Source organism: Streptomyces daqingensis (assembly GCF_014645895.1).
Taxonomy (GTDB): domain Bacteria; phylum Actinomycetota; class Actinomycetes; order Streptomycetales; family Streptomycetaceae; genus Streptomyces; species Streptomyces daqingensis.
Genome location: NZ_BMMP01000025.1, coordinates 1 through 16,672, shown reverse-complemented (window position 1 = coordinate 16,672; position 16,672 = coordinate 1). Strand labels below are relative to the sequence as shown.

Genomic DNA, 16,672 nt, shown 5'->3' with positions numbered 1-16,672 from the left:
CGTCGCCCGGTACCGGCGGGACGCGGCGCGTCAGCCGCCGGTCTGCGCGATGAGATGCCGCAGGTGCGTCTCGTAGAGGGCGCGGAGATCCGTCCTCTCCGGGTCGAGCCGCCAGACGATCAGCGCGCCTTCCTGGAAGGCGAGCAGTTCGGCGGCCGTGGCGTCCGGATCGGGGCAGTCGGTGATCTCCCCGCTGTCGATGCCGCCGCGGAGCACGTCGGCCATGGCCTGCCGCAGGATCCTGCTGCGCTGCAGGAACCGTTCGCGCACCTCGTCGCCGGGGCCGGCCGTGAGGTGTTCCGCCTGCAGGGTGGCGTGCAGGGTGGAGAGGTGCATGTGGCGCTGCGTGTCCTCGGCGTCGTCGAGGAGGGCGTCGACGAGTCCCCGGACGCCCTTGCCGACGTGGCGCGAGAGCCGCGCCGCCGCGCGGGCGTCGTGCGCGTCGAGGACCGCCCGCAGCAGCCCCTCCTTGCTGCCGAAGTGGTGGATGACCGCCGACGGCGTGATGCCGGCCTGCTCCGCGATCACGGCCAGCCCCGTGCCCCGGTATCCGTGCCGGCCGAAGAGCTCCGTCGCGGCATCGACGATGGCGCGACGGCGCTGCTCGCCGCGCTTCTGCACCTGACCTTTGATCCCAGCGATGAATCCAGTCTATTGGGGCCCGGGACGGCGGCTCCGTCATTACACTTGAATGACCATGCAGGAAAATAATCTCGCCGTGCGCGCCACGGCCAACGTCGCCGCTCCCGTGGAACGGGTGTGGCAGGTCCTCACCGATCTCCACGGCTACGAGCAGTGGCACCCCAGCGTCGAACTGGTCGACGGGCCGCCCGCCGCGGAGATGGCCAAGGGGAGCGTCCTGCGGCTGCGGGCCGATCGCGGCACTCCGGCGGAGCGCGAATTCGACGTCACCGTCACCGAGTTGACGGCCCCCACCGTGCTCGCGTGGGAAGGCGGCGACCCCGAGCACTTCTTCGGACGCCACCGCTTCACCCTCGCCCAGGCAGCGGAGGGCACCGACTTCACCGACGAGGAGACCTTCGAGGGCTCCATGGCCGAGGCCGTGCTCGCCGAGCACCGGACGGCCCTCGAAGCCGCCTACAAGGCCGGCGCGGAGGCGCTGAAGCAGGCGGCCGAGAAGTAGGGAACGGGACGGTCGCCGCCCCGCCGCCGGCCCGGAGCAGCGGCGCCGAGCAGCGGTGCGGCGGCCGTGCCCCGGCCCGGGCCGGGCCTTCGAGCAGGGGCCCCTGCCTGTAAGCGCCCGTACCTGACTAGTCGTCCGCGGCGAACGGGCCGCCTGCGCCGAAGGCCCGTTCGGCGAAGCGTTCGCCGATGAGGCGGTGCGCGGCCGCGTCGGGGTGGAGCTCGTCGGGCAGGGGATACGTCTCGAAGTCCGCCCGGCCGTACAGCTCGCGTCCGTCGAGGAGGTGCAGCCGGGGGTCGTCGGCGGAGCGCTGCTCGACGATGCGGGAGAGTTCGTCCCGGATGACGTTGAGCGTCAGCTTCCCGGCGGCGCGTTCCGCCGGGTCGCCCGTCGCCCGGAACCGCAGCCGGCCCTCGCCGAGAGCGGCGAAGTCGAACGCGCCGGGGCCGGGCGTGTCCTCGTGCATGGGGCACAGGATGGGCGAGACGACCAGCAGCGGCACCTCGGGATGCCCCTCGCGGATGGTGTCGAGGAAGCCGTGCACGGCGGGCGTGAAGGCCCGCAGCCGCATCACGTCGCCGTTGACCAGGTTGATGCCGATCTTGACGCTGATCAGGTCCGCGGGGGTGTCCCGCATCGCGCGGGCGGTGAAGGCGTCCAGCATGGCGCTTCCGCCCAGGCCGAGGTTGACGAGGTCCACGCCGCCGAGCGCAGAGGCCAGGGCGGGCCAGGTCGTGCTCGGACTCGCGGCGTCCGAGCCGTGGCTGATCGAACTGCCGTGGTGCAGCCACACCTTGCGGCCACCGGGCGGGACGGGCTCGACGGGAGCGTCGGTGCGCAGGGCGACCAGCTCGGTCATCTCGTTGTGCGGCAGCCAGAGTTCGACGTGCTTCATGCGGTCGTCCAGGCCGGTGAAGCGTACGGTGCCGGCCGGGCCGGGCCGGAACTCCGAGGCGCCGGTGGAGATGTCCACGGTCATGACGTTTCCGCCGGACGCGTTCGCCTGCGCGGCGAGAACGCCGTCGACGATCAGGTCGTACACGCCGTCGGGGCGTGGAGGGGCGCCCCGGTAGTCCGTCTTCGTGGGGAGCGTGTCCAGCTCGACGGTGGTCGCCCGGGTGCGCAGGACGAGCCGCACCCCGGACGGCTTCGCCTCCGCCGCGGCGAGCTGCCCGTCCTCGCTCTGGGCGCGGGCACGGGCCGGGAGCCGGTGCGGCAGCAACCCGTGCTCGGTACGCTCCAGTTCGAGCGCGCCGCGCAACAGCTCCGGAGTGAGGGGCGTCGTGATCAGGCGCGTCCGGGAGCTGGAGGAGCCGGCGGAGTCGTCGTATGGGGCATTCATGGGGCTCAGCCTGTCAACCGGCCCCCAGGACCGCACGTCCTTTTCGTCGCGGCTCACGCACGGGGACGGGCCGCCGCGCTGCTGCCGGGGTCCGCCGGCCCGTTCACGCCGGGGGCTCGGTGTGCAGTACGGCGAACAGCCCCCGCGGGCGGGTGCCGTCCGGCATGTCCCAGGGGCCGCCGACATGGCCGCTCGCCCCCTCGGGCAACCGGGGCCCGCCGTCCGGGTCGGCCCACAGCTCCCGCCGTACGCGGAGGCTCGCCCCGGAGGTCATCACCAGGTCGGTGCCGCCCTGGTGGTCGGTGACCGTCGTCGCGACGCCCTCGGGCACGCGGGTGCCGGCGAAGGAGCGGCTGATCTCGGTGTCGGGAGTGTCGCTGACGCTCTGGGCCTGGGCCTCGGCGCGGCCGCCGATCAGCGCGAGCAGCTGCGTGACGAGCACGGGGTCGTGGCAGCCGTCGTACGCCCACCGCTGCCCCAGCACACCGTGCTGTGCGGTGCCGACGAGAGCGCCGTCCGCCCCGTCGAGCGGGGCGCCGCGATAAGTGAGCGGTACGAGGTAGGGCACCGGGGCCGCGCCCGAGGTGTCGGTGATGACCATGAACTCGATCCCCACCTCGCCTCGCGGATCGTCCAGCCGGAAGCCGCCGACTCGGGACAGCTCCGGACCGCTCGTCCCGCCGCGGTACCACGGACGTGAGGGCAGCCAGGAGGTGAGGAGTTCGAGCATGGACGGCTCGACGGTCGTGCGGTGGATGACGGCCATGCCGGATGCTCCTCCGTCGAGCGGACGCTACGCGCGACGGTCCAGGCTATGCCGGAGGGCAGCGCTCCGCGAGACCGTTACGAGTGCCCTCACGTGAACCGGCTCGCCGCGCCCGGTCGCAGGCCCGACGAGCCGCGCACAAGCGGATGGCGACGGTCCGCTCGATGGGCCGGCGTCCGCTGCTGCTCTCCGTGACCGCGTGCTGCTACCCGGAGCGACCCTGCGCGGGGTGGTGCGCCGTGCCGAACGTGTCCTCGGAGCGTCGAGCGGTCCACCCCTGGATGCGGCCAACCACGCCGTGAGGCCCGGACTTTCGGCCGGTGTGGCTTCCCGGTCGCCGACATCACGGGCTGTTGCGGTTGCTGTCGGGACGGTCGCTCCGTGGAGTCGCCGGCTTGTCCCTCCCGGCACTCCCTTCACGGAGAGCTACTGCGGTAACTCCCGTCGCCGAGGACGAGGTTGAGCGGTCCCTGTCACTACCTCGTCACAACACTGTCCAATGAGTACGTAAAAAAGTGGACTAATCACATTTATGCCTTCACATTTCCGCTACATTTTCACCTTCAACCAGGAGGGGGCGCGCTCGCCAGGGTGGCAGGGCGCGGAGCGGAAGATGGCAGAGCACTCCGAGGGGCAGCAGGCCGGCGGCGCGGCCCCGGTCTTCGTGGACAACAGCGGCGGACGGCGCCGCACTTGGCGACGGCTCGGCCTCGCGATGGGGATGGCCGGCGGCGGCTACGCCCTCGTCGTCGCGGTGAGCGTGATCGGCGGGAGCTCCGACGCACCCTGGGGCGTGCTGATCCCGGGGTCGGGCGACGGCGGATCCGGCGCCGTGCGCGTCGTCCCGGAGCGGGAAGAGGACGCGCGGGAGCAGGCGCCGGGGGCGTCGGCGGGCACGGCCGCGCCGGAGGCGAGCGCCTCCGCCCCGTCCGCCCCCGCGGGCGCCGACAGGCCCCGTACGCAGGGAAGTCCGGACAAGGAACAGCCTGCGGACGGCCCGGCCACCGCGGCGGAGGGGAAGACGTCCGCGACGCGCGGCAAAGCCGCTTCGGGCACCTCCGGCGGTTCGGCCGGCTCCGGCGGCACGTCCGGCGGCCAGGGCGGGTCCGCGCCCACCCCGGACAGCCCGCCCGCCGAAGCGGGCGCCGGAGGAGCCGCGGGCTCCGCGGACGGCGGCACCCCGGACGAGCCCGGCGACGGCCAGGGCGGGCAGGAACCCTCCGAACCGCCCTCCGGCGGCGGGCTGCTCGAAGACATCCTCGGCCCCGTCCTCGGCGGCGGCGCATCCGCGACGGGTGCCGAGTGAGGCGGGGCCCCGCGGGCGCCCGGCGGCCCAAGCGGCCCCGGCTGCCGCTCCGTTACCTGCTTCCGTCGGTGCTGCTCGCCGTCGTCGTCGTGATGCTGCTGCTGCGCGGCTACGTGCACAGCGAATTCCTCGCCGACCACCGGGTGCGGCCGCCGGCCGCCACCGGCACCGTTCCGCAGAAGGTCCTCGACGGAGGGCCGGTGCTGGACGCCCGAGGCTCCGAACCCGTCAGCCACCGCGTCCCCGACCGCAACATCGTGCTGACCTTCGACGACGGCCCCGACCCGGAGTGGACGCCGAAGATCCTCGACAAGCTCGCCCAGCACGGCGCCCACGCCGTCTTCTTCGTCACCGGCACCATGACCGCCCGCCATCCGGACCTCGTGCGGCGGATGGTCGAGGAGGGCCACGAGGTCGGGCTGCACACCTTCAACCACCCCGACCTCTCCTACCAGCCGCCGGACCGCGTCCAGCGCGAACTGGCCCAGAGCCAGCTCGCGCTGGCGGGGGCCGCGGGCGTCCACACGTCGCTGTTCCGGCCGCCGTACTCCTCGACCGCCGACGCACTAGACGACCAGTCCTGGCCCGTCGTACGCGAGGTGGCGCGGCGCGGCTACATCACGGCGTTCATCGACAACGACAGCGAGGACTGGGCCAGACCGGGTGTCGACGAGATCGTCCGCCGCTCCATGCCCCGGCAGCCGGGCGAGGGCGCCGTCGTCCTCATGCACGACTCCGGCGGCGACCGCTCGCAGACCGTCGCGGCGCTGGACCGGATGATCCCCCGGCTGCAGGAGCAGGGTTACGCGTTCCCGCGCCTGACCGAGGCGCTCGGCGCGCCGAGCCCCCACTCCGCCGTGTACGGCGCGCGGTTGTGGAAGGGCAAGGCGTTCGTCGCGGCCGTCGGCGTCTCCGAGGGCGTCACGGGCGTCCTCGTCTGGGCGCTCGTGGTGGCCGGGGTGCTGGTCATAGCGCGGTTCGCGCTGATGCTCGCGCTGTCCGCCGTGCACGCGGGGCGGGCGCGACGCCGGCACCGCGGAGCGCGGCGGGGCGGAGCGCACCCGCACGCACCGCCGGTCACCGAGCCCGTCACGGTCCTCGTCCCCGCGTTCGACGAACGCGAGTGCATCGAGAACACGGTGCGCTCCCTCGCCGCGAGCGACCACCCGCTCGAAGTCATCGTCATCGACGACGGCTCCTCGGACGGCACCGCCCAGATCGTCGAATCCCTCGGCCTGCCGGGCGTACGGGTGCTGCGGCAGCCCAACTCGGGCAAGCCGGTGGCCCTCAACTACGGGCTGCAGCACGCCTCTCACGAGCTGATCGTGATGATGGACGGCGACACGGTCTTCGAACCCTCCACCGTGCGGGAGCTCGTGCAGCCCTTCGCCGATCCGCGCGTCGGCGCCGTCGCAGGCAACGCGAAGGTCGGCAACAGGCAGAAGCTGATCGGCGCGTGGCAGCACATCGAGTACGTCATGGGCTTCAACCTCGACCGGCGCATGTACGACGTCCTGCGCTGCATGCCCACCATCCCCGGCGCGGTCGGCGCGTTCAGGCGCTCCGCCCTGTGGCGGGTCGGCGGGATGAGCGACGACACCCTCGCCGAGGACACCGACGTCACCATGGCGCTCCACCGCGACGGCTGGCAGGTCGTCTACGCGGAGCGGGCCCGCGCCTGGACGGAGGCCCCGCAGACCGCGCGGCAGCTCTGGTCGCAGCGCTACCGCTGGAGTTACGGCACGATGCAGGCCATCTGGAAGCACCGGCGGGCCGTGGTGGAGCGCGGTCCGTCCGGGCACTTCGGGCGGGTAGGACTGCCGCTGGTGTCGCTGTTCACCGTCTTCGCGCCGCTCCTGGCCCCGCTGATCGACGTGTTCCTGGTCTACGGGCTGCTGTTCGGGCCGACTCTGCGTACCGCGGGGGCCTGGCTGGCCGTGCTGGCGGTGCAGGGGCTGTGCGCGGCGTACGCGTTCCGCCTGGACGGGGAGCGCCTGACGCCGCTGCTCACGCTGCCGCTGCAGCAGCTGTGGTACCGGCAGCTGATGTACATGGTGCTGATGCAGTCGTGGATCACGGCACTGACGGGCGGACGCCTCAAGTGGCAGAAGCTGCGCCGCACCGGCCAGTTGGGGGCGGCGCCGCCCGGAGCACCGTCGGACACCCGCGCTCTCACTCCTCCCGGCGCGCCGCTCAGCGCGACGATCGCGTCGCCGCACCACACCACGCGCGTGCACGCGGGACCACGGGCCGATCCGCGCCGCCCGGACAGCAGCAGCGGGCGGACGGCGACATGACCGGGCGCCGCGCGGCGGCGCGCACTCCGGCGCCCCGGGGCCCGGCGCCCCGGGGCCCCGGGCCCGTGCGGGACCGCTATCTCGACCTCCTGCGGGCGGTGGCCCTGCTGCGCGTCGTCGTCTACCACACCTTCAACTGGGCCTGGCTGACGTTCGTCTTCCCGTCCATGGGCGTGATGTTCGCGCTCGCCGGATCGCTGATGGCGCGCTCGCTGGGACGTCCCGCCCCGGGCGTCGTGCGCAGCCGGATCCGCCGCCTGCTGCTGCCGCTCTGGCTGTACGGGGCCGTACTGCTGACGGTCCTCTTCGCACAGGGGTGGCGCCCCGGCTCCGGCGGCTGGCTGCGCCTGGCGTGCTGGCTGTTCCCCGTCGGCAGCCCTCCGTACCCCGAGAGCGCCGGCAGTGAGGGCGGCCTGCTGGAGCAGGGCTGGGCCGTCGAGGCGGCGGGCCCGCTGTGGTACCTGCGTGCCTACCTGTGGTTCGTGCTGCTCTCCCCGCTTCTGCTGCGCGCGTTCCGGCGGCTTCCCTGGGCGGTGCTCGCCGCTCCGATGGCGCTGACCGCCGTCGTGGGGACGGGAGTCGCCGCCGTGCCGGGCGAAACGGGGGAAGCTGTCGTCGACTTCGCCGTCTACGGGTCCTGCTGGGTGCTCGGCTTCGCCCACCACGACGGCCTCCTGCGGCGGCTGCCCGCCTGGTCCGTCGCGGTGGTCTCCTCGACGGCAGCGGGCGCCGGCTTCTGGTGGGCGAGCGGCCACCCCGGCGAGGACGGCTGGGACCTCAACGGCATCCCGCTCGCACAGGCGATGTGGTCCTTCGGCTTCTGCCTGGCGCTGCTGCGCGTCAGCCCGTCATGGGAGCGCCTGCCCCGGCCGGTGGCGCGTCTGGAGAGGCCCGTGACGCTCGCCAACTCCCGCGCCGTCACGCTCTACCTGTGGCACCAGCCGGCGCTGATCGCGGCCGTGCCGCTGCTCGACCTGCTGTGGCGCATCCCCGCCGTCGAGGACTCGGCGTGGCTGTCGGAGGCCGCGGAGAGCTCGTACGACGTGCTGATGTTCCTGGCGGTGTGGCCGCTGGTCGCGCTGCTGATCGCGGTGTTCGGCTGGGCCGAGGACGCCGCCGCCCGCCGCAGGCCCCGCCTGTGGCCGCGCACGGCGCCGCCGAAGCCTCCGAATCCCCGCAACGCGCCCGAGGACCCCGCCACTTCGGAACCGTCCGCGCCCGGAGCCGCGCAGGGCGGTGCCCCGGATTCCCCGGTGGCGCTCACCGCACCCCGCACCCCCGGGTGAGCGGAGAGTTTCGCGGAGGACACCTCGCGCCACAGCGTTGAAACCCGGCGTCCCTACCTTCAGGTGGCACCCGCCCGTGACACCCGAACCGTGGAGACGCCATGACTGCTCCGTCCGCCGAGAGCGGCGAAAGCCGAGGAGGACGCGCGCGCCGAGGACGACGCTGGATCGACAGGTGGGAGCCGGAGGACGAGACGTTCTGGAGGGAGCGCGGAGCGCGCATCGCGCACCGCAACCTCCTGCTCTCCGTCTTCTCCGAGCACGTCGGATTCTCGGTGTGGACGCTGTGGCCGGTCCTGGTCCTCTTCATGGGTCCGGAGTACGGCGTCGACCCGGCCGGCAAGTTCCTGCTGATCTCGGCGGCGACGCTGACCGGCGCCGTCGCACGCGTGCCGTACACCTTCGCCGTCGCCCGCTTCGGCGGCCGCAACTGGACGGTCGTCAGCGCCGCGGTGCTTCTCGTGCCGACCGTCGCGGCATGGGTGGTCATGGAGCCGGGAACGTCCTACGCGACGTTCATGGCGGTGGCGCTCTGCACCGGCCTCGGAGGCGGCAACTTCGCCTCGTCCATGACCAACGTCAACTCCTTCTTCCCGCTGAGCCGCAAAGGCTGGGCCCTCGGTGTGAACGCCGGCGGCGGCAACATCGGCGTCCCGGTGGTGCAGCTGGCCGGCCTCGCGGTCATCGGCACTGCCGGAGCCGGGCATCCGCGCGTGCTGCTGGGTCTCTACATCCCGCTCGTCGTGCTCGCCGCGGTCTGCTCGGCCCGCTGGATGGACAACCTGGCCCCCGTACGGAACGACACCGGTGCGGCGGGAGCGGCCGCGCGGGACCCGCACACCTGGATCATGTCGCTGCTCTACGTCGGCACCTTCGGCTCCTTCATCGGGTTCGGCTTCGCCTTCGGACTGGTCCTCCAGACGCAGTTCGCCCGCACACCCCTGGAGGCCGCCTCTCTCACCTTCCTCGGCCCGCTGCTGGGCTCGCTCGTCCGGCCGGTGGGCGGACGGCTGGCCGACGTGTACGGCGGGGCGCGCATCACCCTGTGGACGTTCGCGGCGATGGGCGGCGCGACGCTGCTGGTGGTCGCGGCCTCACGCGGCGAGTCCCTGCCGCTCTTCGTGTCGGGCTTCATCGCGCTGTTCCTGCTGAGCGGGGTCGGCAACGGCTCGACGTACAGGATGATCCCCGCCGTCTTCCAGCGCAGGGCAGAGGCGAGCGGCCTGCGCGGAGAGGCCGCCGCCGCGTCCGCCCGGCGGCTCTCGGGTGCGTCGATGGGCCTGATCGGTGCGGTGGGAGCCCTCGGCGGCCTCGGAGTCAACGTCGCCTTCCGGCAGTCGTTTGAGACGGTGGGGTCAGGGACGGCGGCGTACCTCACCTTCCTGGCCTTCTACGGGTTGTGCTGCGCGGTGACATGGGCCGTGTATCTGAGGGGCGCGGCGTCGCCCGCGCCGCGTCCGGGCGGGACGGAACCCTCCCGGGAGGCACAGAGCGCGGACAGGCCCTCGGCGCACGCCGGGGTGTGAGCCGAGGCGCCGCGCGCCGCCGGCCCTACGGCGTAACACCGGGGAAACCCCCGGGAACCGGGCCCGTCACCCGCTGCTGGCAGGCTCGGCTCCTCGAATGAGCGCGGGCGGAGCGAGAGGGCCGATGGAGCAGGCGAACCGGAGGGGGCAGGCGGAAGAACCGCAGGCGGAGGCGCCGCAGGCGGAAGAAGCGCCGGCGGAGCGCGCCGGAGCGCGGCGCCGCCGGGCACAGCCCGTCGAACCGCTGGCCGGCTTCACGGTCGGCGTCACGGCCGCTCGCCGTGCCGAGGAGCTGGGCGCCCTTCTCGAACGCCGCGGCGCGCAGGTGCTGCACGCGCCGGCACTCCGCATCGTCCCGCTCGCCGACGACACCGAACTCCTCGATGCCACCAGGGCCCTGATCCAGCAGCCGCCGGACACCGTGATCGCCACGACGGCCATCGGCTTCCGCGGCTGGATCGAGGCCGCCGAGGGCTGGGGCCACGGCAGCGACCTGCGCGAACGCCTCAGTGAGGTGGAGGTCCTGGCCCGCGGTCCCAAGGTGCGCGGCGCCGTACGGGCCGCCGGGCTGAAGGAGAGCTGGTCGCCCGCGTCGGAGTCGATGGCAGAGGTGCTCGACCGCCTCCTGGAGCAGGGCGTCGACGGCCGCCGCATCGCACTGCAACTCCACGGCGAACCGCTCCCCGGGTTCATCGAGTCGCTGCGCCAGGCGGGCGCCGAGGTCGTGGGAGTACCGGTCTACCGGTGGATGCCGCCGGAGGACGTCGCGCCCCTGGACCGGCTGATCGACGTGACGCTCGCCGGCGGGCTGGACGCTCTGACCTTCACCAGCGCCCCCGCCGCGGCGTCGCTGCTCAGCCGTGCCGAACACCGCGGCCTCGGGCGGGAGTTGCTGCACACCATGCGGCAGGACCTCCTGGTCGCGTGCGTCGGCCCCGTCACGGCCCTCCCCCTGGAGGGGCACGACGTCCCGACCGTGCAGCCGGAGAGGTTCCGTCTCGGCCCTCTCGTGCAGGTGCTCTGCGCCGAACTCCCGCAGCGGACACGGACGTTGCCCGTCGCGGGTCACCGGCTGGAGGTCCGGGGCCGCGCGGCCGTCGTCGACGGCGGGCTGCGCGGCGTCAGCCCGGCCGGCATGGCCCTCCTGAGGGCCCTCGCGCGTCGCCCGGGCCGGGTCGTCTCCCGCGCGGATCTGCTGCGCGCCCTCCCGGGCGACGGACGCGACGAACACGCCGTCGAGACGGCGATGGCGCGGCTGCGCGCGGCCCTCGGCGTCCCGAAGCTGATCCAGACGGTCGTCAAGCGGGGGTACCGGCTCTCCCTCGACCCCGCCCCGCAGGGGAGCAAGTACGACGCGGGAGGAACGTCCGGAGCGGAGTGAGACGCGGAGGCGACCGCGACCGGCCGCTCAGCCGGCCCGCCGCGGCTGCGGCTCCCGTCAGGGGCAGCCCACCGTTCGGCGCCGCCGGTCAGCCGACGAGGCTGTCCACGAAGTCGTCCTCGCACTGCTGCTGTTCGCTCTGCGTGCCGGCCCTGTTCAAGCAGTCCTCGAGCTCGCCGTAGTCGCCGGAGCTGACCACGGAGGCGACCAGCGCGAGCACGATCGTCGACCCGACCAGGGCGAGACCGCCGATGACCGCGCCGACCATCGCGAGGGTGCCGTTGGTCGCCTCTCCCCGCTTGCCCCGGCGGTATCCGACGATGCCGAAGATCAGTGCCAGCAGCCCCAGCACGATGCCGCCGATCAGCGTCCAGAACAGCACGGCGCCGATCAGCCCCAGCGTGAGGGCGGCGACGCCCATGCCGTTGCGCGGCGGTCCCTGCTGACCTCCCGTCCCGTAGGGGCCTCCCGGGCCTGCCGACCCGTAGTGCGCCTGGTCCCAGCTCTGGGGCGATGTCATTGGCCGTCCTCCGCCTTCCCGGCTCCGCTGTCGTCAGCAGGCAGTGCCTGCCCCGCTTCCGGGTCGTTACTCCTCCGGCGTGCGCCCCGGCCGGATCCGCGGGCGCGCGGGGGTCGCGGCGAGTGCGCCGCAGGCCGCGGGTCGCGTACGGTTGACGGCTGCCCTGTGCAGGCAGGGGGCCTTGACGAGCAGAAGGGGGCCGCGGCGTTGGCTGCGCAGCACGACAGTGCCCGTGAGCGGGAGATCCGCAGGGAGCAGGCGCACCTGGACGGCGTCTACCGCAGGCTCGAGGAGAAGATCCACGAGGCCGAGTTCCTCATGGACGACGCGTCCAAGCGGGCGCAGGTGGGCACTCCCGGAGCGCTCGCGGAGCGGGACGCGCAGGTCTTCCGCGCCGGTGTCCATCTGAACCGCCTCAACAGCGAGTTCGAGGACTTCCTCTTCGGGCGCATCGACCTCCTCGAGGGCGCGGACGCCGAGCGCGGCCCCGACGGCGCGTACATCTCCTCCGAACCCGCCGAAGGCGCCGTCCGCCCCGACGGCACCGCGGACATCGCCGAGACGCTGCACATCGGCCGCATCGGCGTGCTGGACGCCGGCTACTCCCCGCTCGTCATCGACTGGCGCGCACCGGCCGCCGCACCCTTCTACCGCGCGACACCCGTCGCGCCGGGGCGCGTCGTGCGGCGTCGGGTGATCCGCAGCAAGGGCCGCAGGGTCCTCGGAGTCGAGGACGACCTGCTGCGTCCGCAGATCACCGCACGGCTCGACGGCGAGGAGCTGCCCGTCATCGGGGACGGCGCCCTGATGGCGGCGCTCGGCCAGGCCCGCAGCCACACGATGCGCGACATCGTCTCCTCGATCCAGGCCGAGCAGGACCTCGTCATCCGCGCGCCCGCCGCGTCGGTCACGGAGGTCGAGGGCGGCCCCGGCACCGGCAAGACGGCGGTGGCGCTGCACCGCGCCGCATACCTGCTCTACCAGGACAGGCGCAGATACGCGGGCGGCATCCTCATCGTCAGCCCGACGCCCCTGCTGGTGTCCTACACGGAGGGCGTGCTGCCGTCGCTGGGAGAGGAGGGCCAGGTCGCGATCCGCGCCCTGGGCTCCCTGGTGGAGGGCGCCGAGGCCGGCACGTACGACGAGCAGGGCGTCGCCCGCGTCAAGGGGTCGGGCCGGATGGTCAAGGTGCTGCACCGGGCGGCGCGCGGCGGGCTGGAGGCGGGGGAGGTGCCGCAGCGGCTGCGCGTCGTCGCCTTCCGCAACCGCGTCGAACTCGACGGCGAGGAGCTGCGCCACATCCGGCAGCAGGTGCTCGGAGGCACGGCGCCCGTCAACCTCATGCGCCCGCGCGCCCGCAAGTTCCTCCTCGACGCCCTGTGGGAGAAGTCCGGCGCCCTGCGCCACTACACCGACCCGGAACTGGCGGCCGAGGCCCGGGAGGGCTTCGACGAGGACGTCTCCGCGGAGGACGCCTTCACCGACTTCCTCGACGCGTGGTGGCCGGAGCTGACCCCGCGCCAGGTACTGGCGTCGCTCGCCGACGAGGACCGGCTGTCGGTCTTCGCGGGAGCCGCCCGCGGCAGGGGCGCCGCGGGCGGGCCGGACCGGTCCGGGAGGAGCCGTCGCGGACGGTCCCGCCGCGGGCAGTTGCTCACACCCGGCGAGGTGCGGGCGATCGCACGGTCCCTGAGCAGGCTCGGCCCCGGCGGCGAGGGCCCGCTCTCCGTGCACGACGTCGCGCTGCTGGACGAGCTGCGCGTACAGCTCGGCACCCTCGCGAAGCCCCGCCGCGCCGCGGACCCCTCGCTCGGAGACCCGCTGGACCAGCTGACCGGACTGGAGGAGCTGACCACCGCGGCCGACCGCGAGACGGCCCGTCGGGGACGGGCCGAACGGCTGGCGGAGGAGCGCACGGACTACGCGCACGTCATCGTCGACGAGGCGCAGGATCTGACGCCCATGCAGTGGCGGATGGTCGGGCGCCGCGGCCGGCACGCCACCTGGACGGTCGTCGGCGATCCGGCGCAGAGCTCGTGGCCCGCCCCGGAGGAAGCGGCCGAGGCACGCGCCGAGGCCCTGGGCAGCCGCCCCCGCCGCCGTTTCGAACTGACCGTCAACTACCGCAATCCCGCGGAGATCGCGGAGCTCGCCGACCGCGTTCTGGCAAGGGCGATGCCCGGCGTGGTGCCGCCGAAGGCGGTGCGCTCGACGGGGCTGCGCCCCCGCTTCGCCGTCGCGCGGGGTGACTTGGGCGCGGCGGTGCGCGCGGAGGCGGAACGGGCGCTGGAGGAGGTGGACGGCACGGTGGGCGTGGTGGTCCCCATGCGCCGCCGCGAGGAGGCACGGGAGTGGCTCGCCGGCCTGGGCGGCCGCGTCGTGCCGCTGGGGAGCCTGGAGGCGAAGGGCCTGGAGTACGACGCGACAGTGGTCGTCGCTCCCGCCCAGATCGCCGGGGAGCCCCCCACCGGCGGCGAATCCGCCGGTGAGGGCGCTTCCTTGGACGACGCGCTGGAGGAGGCGTCGCCGGCGGGACTGAGGGTGCTGTACGTGGCCCTGACGCGGGCGACGCAGCGGTTGACGGTGCTGTCGGCTGAGGGGGACCTGCCGGATGCCGGGGATGTCCCGCATCTGCTCAGGGACTGACCTGACCGGCCGACTGGGAGGGGAATCGCTTCCTGGGGCTGTTTGTTACCTTGGATGTGGCACCGGCCCGATCCATGCCCCCGGGCCCAACCATTGTCGCTACGAGCGACCACTTGCCGCGAGGCGAGCTGGCGGGTCGGTGTCACTAAGTCTTCACGAGCAACGCGGTTCTCTCCGAGACTCTTCGAGGTTCCGCGCAGGGGTTCGCGTCCCGGCGTTCAGCCGATGATGCGGACCCCTTCCGCTTGCGGGCCCTTGCGGCCTTGCGCGATCTCGAACTCGACGCGCTGGGTGTCCTGCAGACTGCGGTAGCCCTCCCCGTGGATCGAGCTGTAGTGGACGAAGACGTCCGGTCCGCCGTCCTCCTGGGCGATGAAGCCGTAGCCCTTCTCGGCGTTGAACCACTTGACGGTGCCCTGAGCCATTCCTGGTCTCCCTGTATGCATATGGCGTTTGCGGGGTGATCCTAGGATGAGATGGGGCGCTTTGAAGTGATTTGGGGCGTAGACACAGATTTTCGCGCCGGGGGTGGAGAACGGGGCCGGTAGACGGCCCTTTGCGGCCGTCTCGTACTGTGGAAAGCTCTTTCCGCCCTCCGGCGGCCGACTCCATCGGCGTTAACGCGTACCGGGGGGTAGGTGGGACGATCTGTTGACGTGCCCCGCCCCTGGGAGCCGATACTTCGGCGCCGCGGGTCGTGCGCGGTACTCGGGACAAGCGAAAGCAGAGGGAAGTCGGCAATGACGGCGCCAAGCGTCTCCTACTCGATGACTGTCCGGTTGGAGGTCCCCGCCGGGGGGTCCGCGGTCAGCCAGATCACCACGGTCGTGGAGTCGTCGGGCGGCTCGGTCACCGGCCTCGACGTCACCGCCTCGGGCCACGAGCGCCTGCGCATAGACGTCACTATCGCGGCCTCCTCGACCGCGCACGCGGACGAGATCGTCGCCCAGCTGCGCGAGATCGAGGGCGTCGCCCTGGGCAAGGTCTCGGACCGTACGTTCCTGATGCACCTGGGCGGCAAGATCGAGATGTCGTCGAAGCATCCCATTCGCAATCGCGACGACCTTTCCATGATCTACACCCCGGGCGTCGCCCGTGTGTGCACGCAGATCGCCGAAAACCCCGAGGACGCCCGGCGATTGACGATCAAGCGCAACAGCGTCGCCGTCGTCACGGACGGTTCCGCGGTGCTGGGCCTGGGGAACATCGGCCCGCAGGCAGCCCTTCCCGTGATGGAGGGCAAGGCGGCCCTCTTCAAGCGCTTCGCCGGCATCGACGCCTGGCCGATCTGCCTGGACACGCAGGACACCGACACGATCGTGGAGATCGTCCGCGCCCTGGCCCCCGGCTTCGCCGGCATCAACCTCGAGGACATCTCCGCGCCCCGCTGCTTCGAGATCGAGGCCCGGCTCCGCGAGGCCGTCGACATCCCCGTCTTCCACGACGACCAGCACGGAACGGCGATCGTGGTGCTCGCGTCGCTCTACAACGCGCTGCGCGTCGTGGACAAGCGGATCGAGGACATCCGCGTGGTCATGTCGGGCGCGGGCGCCGCCGGAACGGCCATCCTGAAGCTGCTGCTGGAGGCGGGCGTCAAGCACGCCGTCGTCGCCGACATCCACGGCGTCGTGCACGAGGGGCGGACCGATCTGCAGGGGGAGGCCGAGGGCTCGCCGCTGAGGTGGATCGCGGACAACACCAACCCCGAGGGCATGACGGGCACGTTGAAGGACGCCGTCGTCGGTGCGGACGTCTTCATCGGCGTCTCCGCGCCGAACGTGCTCGCCGGCCCGGACGTCGCACGGATGGCAGAGGGCGCCATCGTCTTCGCGCTCGCCAATCCCGATCCGGAGGTCGATCCCGCCGTGGCGCGGGAGACGGCCGCGGTGGTCGCGACGGGGCGCTCCGACTTCCCGAACCAGATCAACAACGTTCTCGTCTTCCCCGGTGTCTTCCGCGGCCTGCTGGACGCCCAGTCCCGCACGGTCAACGACGACATGATGCTGGCCGCCGCGCGCGCCCTCGCCGACGTCGTGCTGGAGGACGAGCTCAACCCGAACTACATCATTCCGAGCGTCTTCAACGAGAAGGTCTCCGGCGCCGTCGCAGGAGCCGTACGGGACGCGGCGCGGGCCGCCGGGACGACGGCCGCGGCACCGGCCACGTCGACGGCCGCGGCCGCCTCGGCGGGGGACTAGCGCACGTCGTTTGGATCTTCGCGGGCTCGCGACGCCCAGCACGCCCATCTGCTGCGTTGTCGGAGTCATCCGAGTACCCCCTGGCCTTCGGCATGGGGGACCCCGAGTACGAGGACGATCCCTCCGCCTTGTGATGCACCGCATCCGGCGTCCCGGGCTGATCAACGAAGATCCAAACGCACGCGCTAGGGGCTGTCTGACAAATGGCGCCGTTCGCCCGGAGGGCGGGGCTCGCGTCGTCTGGTGCGTGCGGGTGCAAG

The 16,672-nt window shown here is 72.9% G+C and carries 13 protein-coding genes; 8 read left to right on the top strand and 5 right to left on the bottom strand.

Going from position 1 to position 16,672, the window contains the following annotated elements:
* Positions 1-30: 30 nt before the first annotated feature.
* On the bottom strand, positions 31-621 hold the full coding sequence (locus IEY56_RS26360) for a TetR/AcrR family transcriptional regulator (RefSeq protein ID WP_229712224.1): 591 nt from the start codon (positions 619-621) through the stop codon (positions 31-33).
* Between the two features lie 70 nt (positions 622-691).
* Between IEY56_RS26360 and IEY56_RS26355 the strand changes: the two genes are divergently transcribed.
* The gene (locus tag IEY56_RS26355; RefSeq protein WP_189039783.1) at positions 692-1,144 is read left to right on the top strand and encodes an SRPBCC domain-containing protein; all 453 of its coding nucleotides are present in this window, start codon (positions 692-694) and stop codon (positions 1,142-1,144) included.
* Between the two features lie 127 nt (positions 1,145-1,271).
* On the opposite strand, the gene IEY56_RS26350 is transcribed toward IEY56_RS26355, so the two are convergent.
* Both IEY56_RS26350 and IEY56_RS26345 read right to left on the bottom strand, forming a co-directional pair.
* A complete protein-coding gene (locus IEY56_RS26350) occupies positions 1,272-2,486 on the bottom strand; it encodes a GDSL-type esterase/lipase family protein (protein WP_189039782.1) in 1,215 nt (404 codons plus the stop codon).
* Between the two features lie 103 nt (positions 2,487-2,589).
* Complete coding sequence (locus IEY56_RS26345; protein ID WP_189039781.1) at positions 2,590-3,252, bottom strand: maltokinase N-terminal cap-like domain-containing protein; 663 nt, start codon at positions 3,250-3,252, stop codon at positions 2,590-2,592.
* 613 nt (positions 3,253-3,865) lie between these two features.
* On the opposite strand from IEY56_RS26345, the gene IEY56_RS26340 reads away from it, so the two are divergent.
* The 5 genes from IEY56_RS26340 to IEY56_RS26320 all read left to right on the top strand — a co-directional run bounded on the left by IEY56_RS26340 (position 3,866) and on the right by IEY56_RS26320 (position 11,048).
* Entirely contained in the window at positions 3,866-4,558 is a 693-nt protein-coding gene (locus tag IEY56_RS26340) for a hypothetical protein (protein ID WP_189039780.1), read from the top strand.
* 92 nt (positions 4,559-4,650) lie between these two features.
* The gene (locus IEY56_RS26335; RefSeq protein WP_189039822.1) at positions 4,651-6,855 is read left to right on the top strand and encodes a bifunctional polysaccharide deacetylase/glycosyltransferase family 2 protein; all 2,205 of its coding nucleotides are present in this window, start codon (positions 4,651-4,653) and stop codon (positions 6,853-6,855) included.
* Positions 6,852-8,141: an acyltransferase family protein gene (locus IEY56_RS26330; RefSeq protein ID WP_189039779.1), complete on the top strand. Its 1,290-nt coding sequence runs from the start codon at positions 6,852-6,854 to the stop codon at positions 8,139-8,141. Before IEY56_RS26335 ends, IEY56_RS26330 begins: the two co-directional genes overlap by 4 nt.
* A gap of 101 nt (positions 8,142-8,242) precedes the next feature.
* Positions 8,243-9,667 carry a nitrate/nitrite transporter gene (locus IEY56_RS26325; protein ID WP_189039778.1) on the top strand — a complete coding sequence of 475 codons (1,425 nt, stop codon included), beginning with the start codon at positions 8,243-8,245 and terminating at the stop codon, positions 9,665-9,667.
* Between the two features lie 124 nt (positions 9,668-9,791).
* Positions 9,792-11,048 carry a uroporphyrinogen-III synthase gene (locus IEY56_RS26320; RefSeq protein ID WP_189039777.1) on the top strand — a complete coding sequence of 419 codons (1,257 nt, stop codon included), beginning with the start codon at positions 9,792-9,794 and terminating at the stop codon, positions 11,046-11,048.
* Between the two features lie 88 nt (positions 11,049-11,136).
* On the opposite strand, the gene IEY56_RS26315 is transcribed toward IEY56_RS26320, so the two are convergent.
* A complete protein-coding gene (locus IEY56_RS26315) occupies positions 11,137-11,568 on the bottom strand; it encodes a DUF4190 domain-containing protein (protein ID WP_189039776.1) in 432 nt (143 codons plus the stop codon).
* 207 nt (positions 11,569-11,775) lie between these two features.
* Between IEY56_RS26315 and IEY56_RS26310 the strand changes: the two genes are divergently transcribed.
* Positions 11,776-14,214, top strand: a complete 2,439-nt coding sequence (locus IEY56_RS26310; protein ID WP_189039775.1) for a HelD family protein — start codon at positions 11,776-11,778, stop codon at positions 14,212-14,214.
* A 218-nt stretch (positions 14,215-14,432) separates the two neighbouring features.
* On the opposite strand, the gene IEY56_RS26305 is transcribed toward IEY56_RS26310, so the two are convergent.
* Positions 14,433-14,639 (bottom strand): cold-shock protein, encoded by a 207-nt coding sequence (locus IEY56_RS26305; protein ID WP_189039774.1) that lies wholly within the window; start codon positions 14,637-14,639, stop codon positions 14,433-14,435.
* A 315-nt stretch (positions 14,640-14,954) separates the two neighbouring features.
* Between IEY56_RS26305 and IEY56_RS26300 the strand changes: the two genes are divergently transcribed.
* The gene (locus IEY56_RS26300; RefSeq protein WP_189039773.1) at positions 14,955-16,412 is read left to right on the top strand and encodes an NAD-dependent malic enzyme; all 1,458 of its coding nucleotides are present in this window, start codon (positions 14,955-14,957) and stop codon (positions 16,410-16,412) included.
* Positions 16,413-16,672 lie beyond the last annotated feature (260 nt).

What these genes read in the sequence shown, in the direction of transcription:
- IEY56_RS26320 (WP_189039777.1), top strand. Translation starts at nt 9,792, where the DNA reads ATGGAGCAGGCGAACCGGAGGGGGCAGGCGGAAGAACCGCAGGCGGAG.
- IEY56_RS26300 (WP_189039773.1), top strand. Translation starts at nt 14,955, where the DNA reads ATGACGGCGCCAAGCGTCTCCTACTCGATGACTGTCCGGTTGGAGGTC.
- IEY56_RS26315 (WP_189039776.1), bottom strand. Translation starts at nt 11,568, where the DNA reads ATGACATCGCCCCAGAGCTGGGACCAGGCGCACTACGGGTCGGCAGGC.
- IEY56_RS26345 (WP_189039781.1), bottom strand. Translation starts at nt 3,252, where the DNA reads ATGGCCGTCATCCACCGCACGACCGTCGAGCCGTCCATGCTCGAACTC.
- IEY56_RS26330 (WP_189039779.1), top strand. Translation starts at nt 6,852, where the DNA reads ATGACCGGGCGCCGCGCGGCGGCGCGCACTCCGGCGCCCCGGGGCCCG.
- IEY56_RS26335 (WP_189039822.1), top strand. Translation starts at nt 4,651, where the DNA reads ATGCTGCTGCTGCGCGGCTACGTGCACAGCGAATTCCTCGCCGACCAC.
- IEY56_RS26350 (WP_189039782.1), bottom strand. Translation starts at nt 2,486, where the DNA reads ATGAATGCCCCATACGACGACTCCGCCGGCTCCTCCAGCTCCCGGACG.
- IEY56_RS26355 (WP_189039783.1), top strand. Translation starts at nt 692, where the DNA reads ATGACCATGCAGGAAAATAATCTCGCCGTGCGCGCCACGGCCAACGTC.
- IEY56_RS26305 (WP_189039774.1), bottom strand. Translation starts at nt 14,639, where the DNA reads ATGGCTCAGGGCACCGTCAAGTGGTTCAACGCCGAGAAGGGCTACGGC.
- IEY56_RS26325 (WP_189039778.1), top strand. Translation starts at nt 8,243, where the DNA reads ATGACTGCTCCGTCCGCCGAGAGCGGCGAAAGCCGAGGAGGACGCGCG.
- IEY56_RS26340 (WP_189039780.1), top strand. Translation starts at nt 3,866, where the DNA reads ATGGCAGAGCACTCCGAGGGGCAGCAGGCCGGCGGCGCGGCCCCGGTC.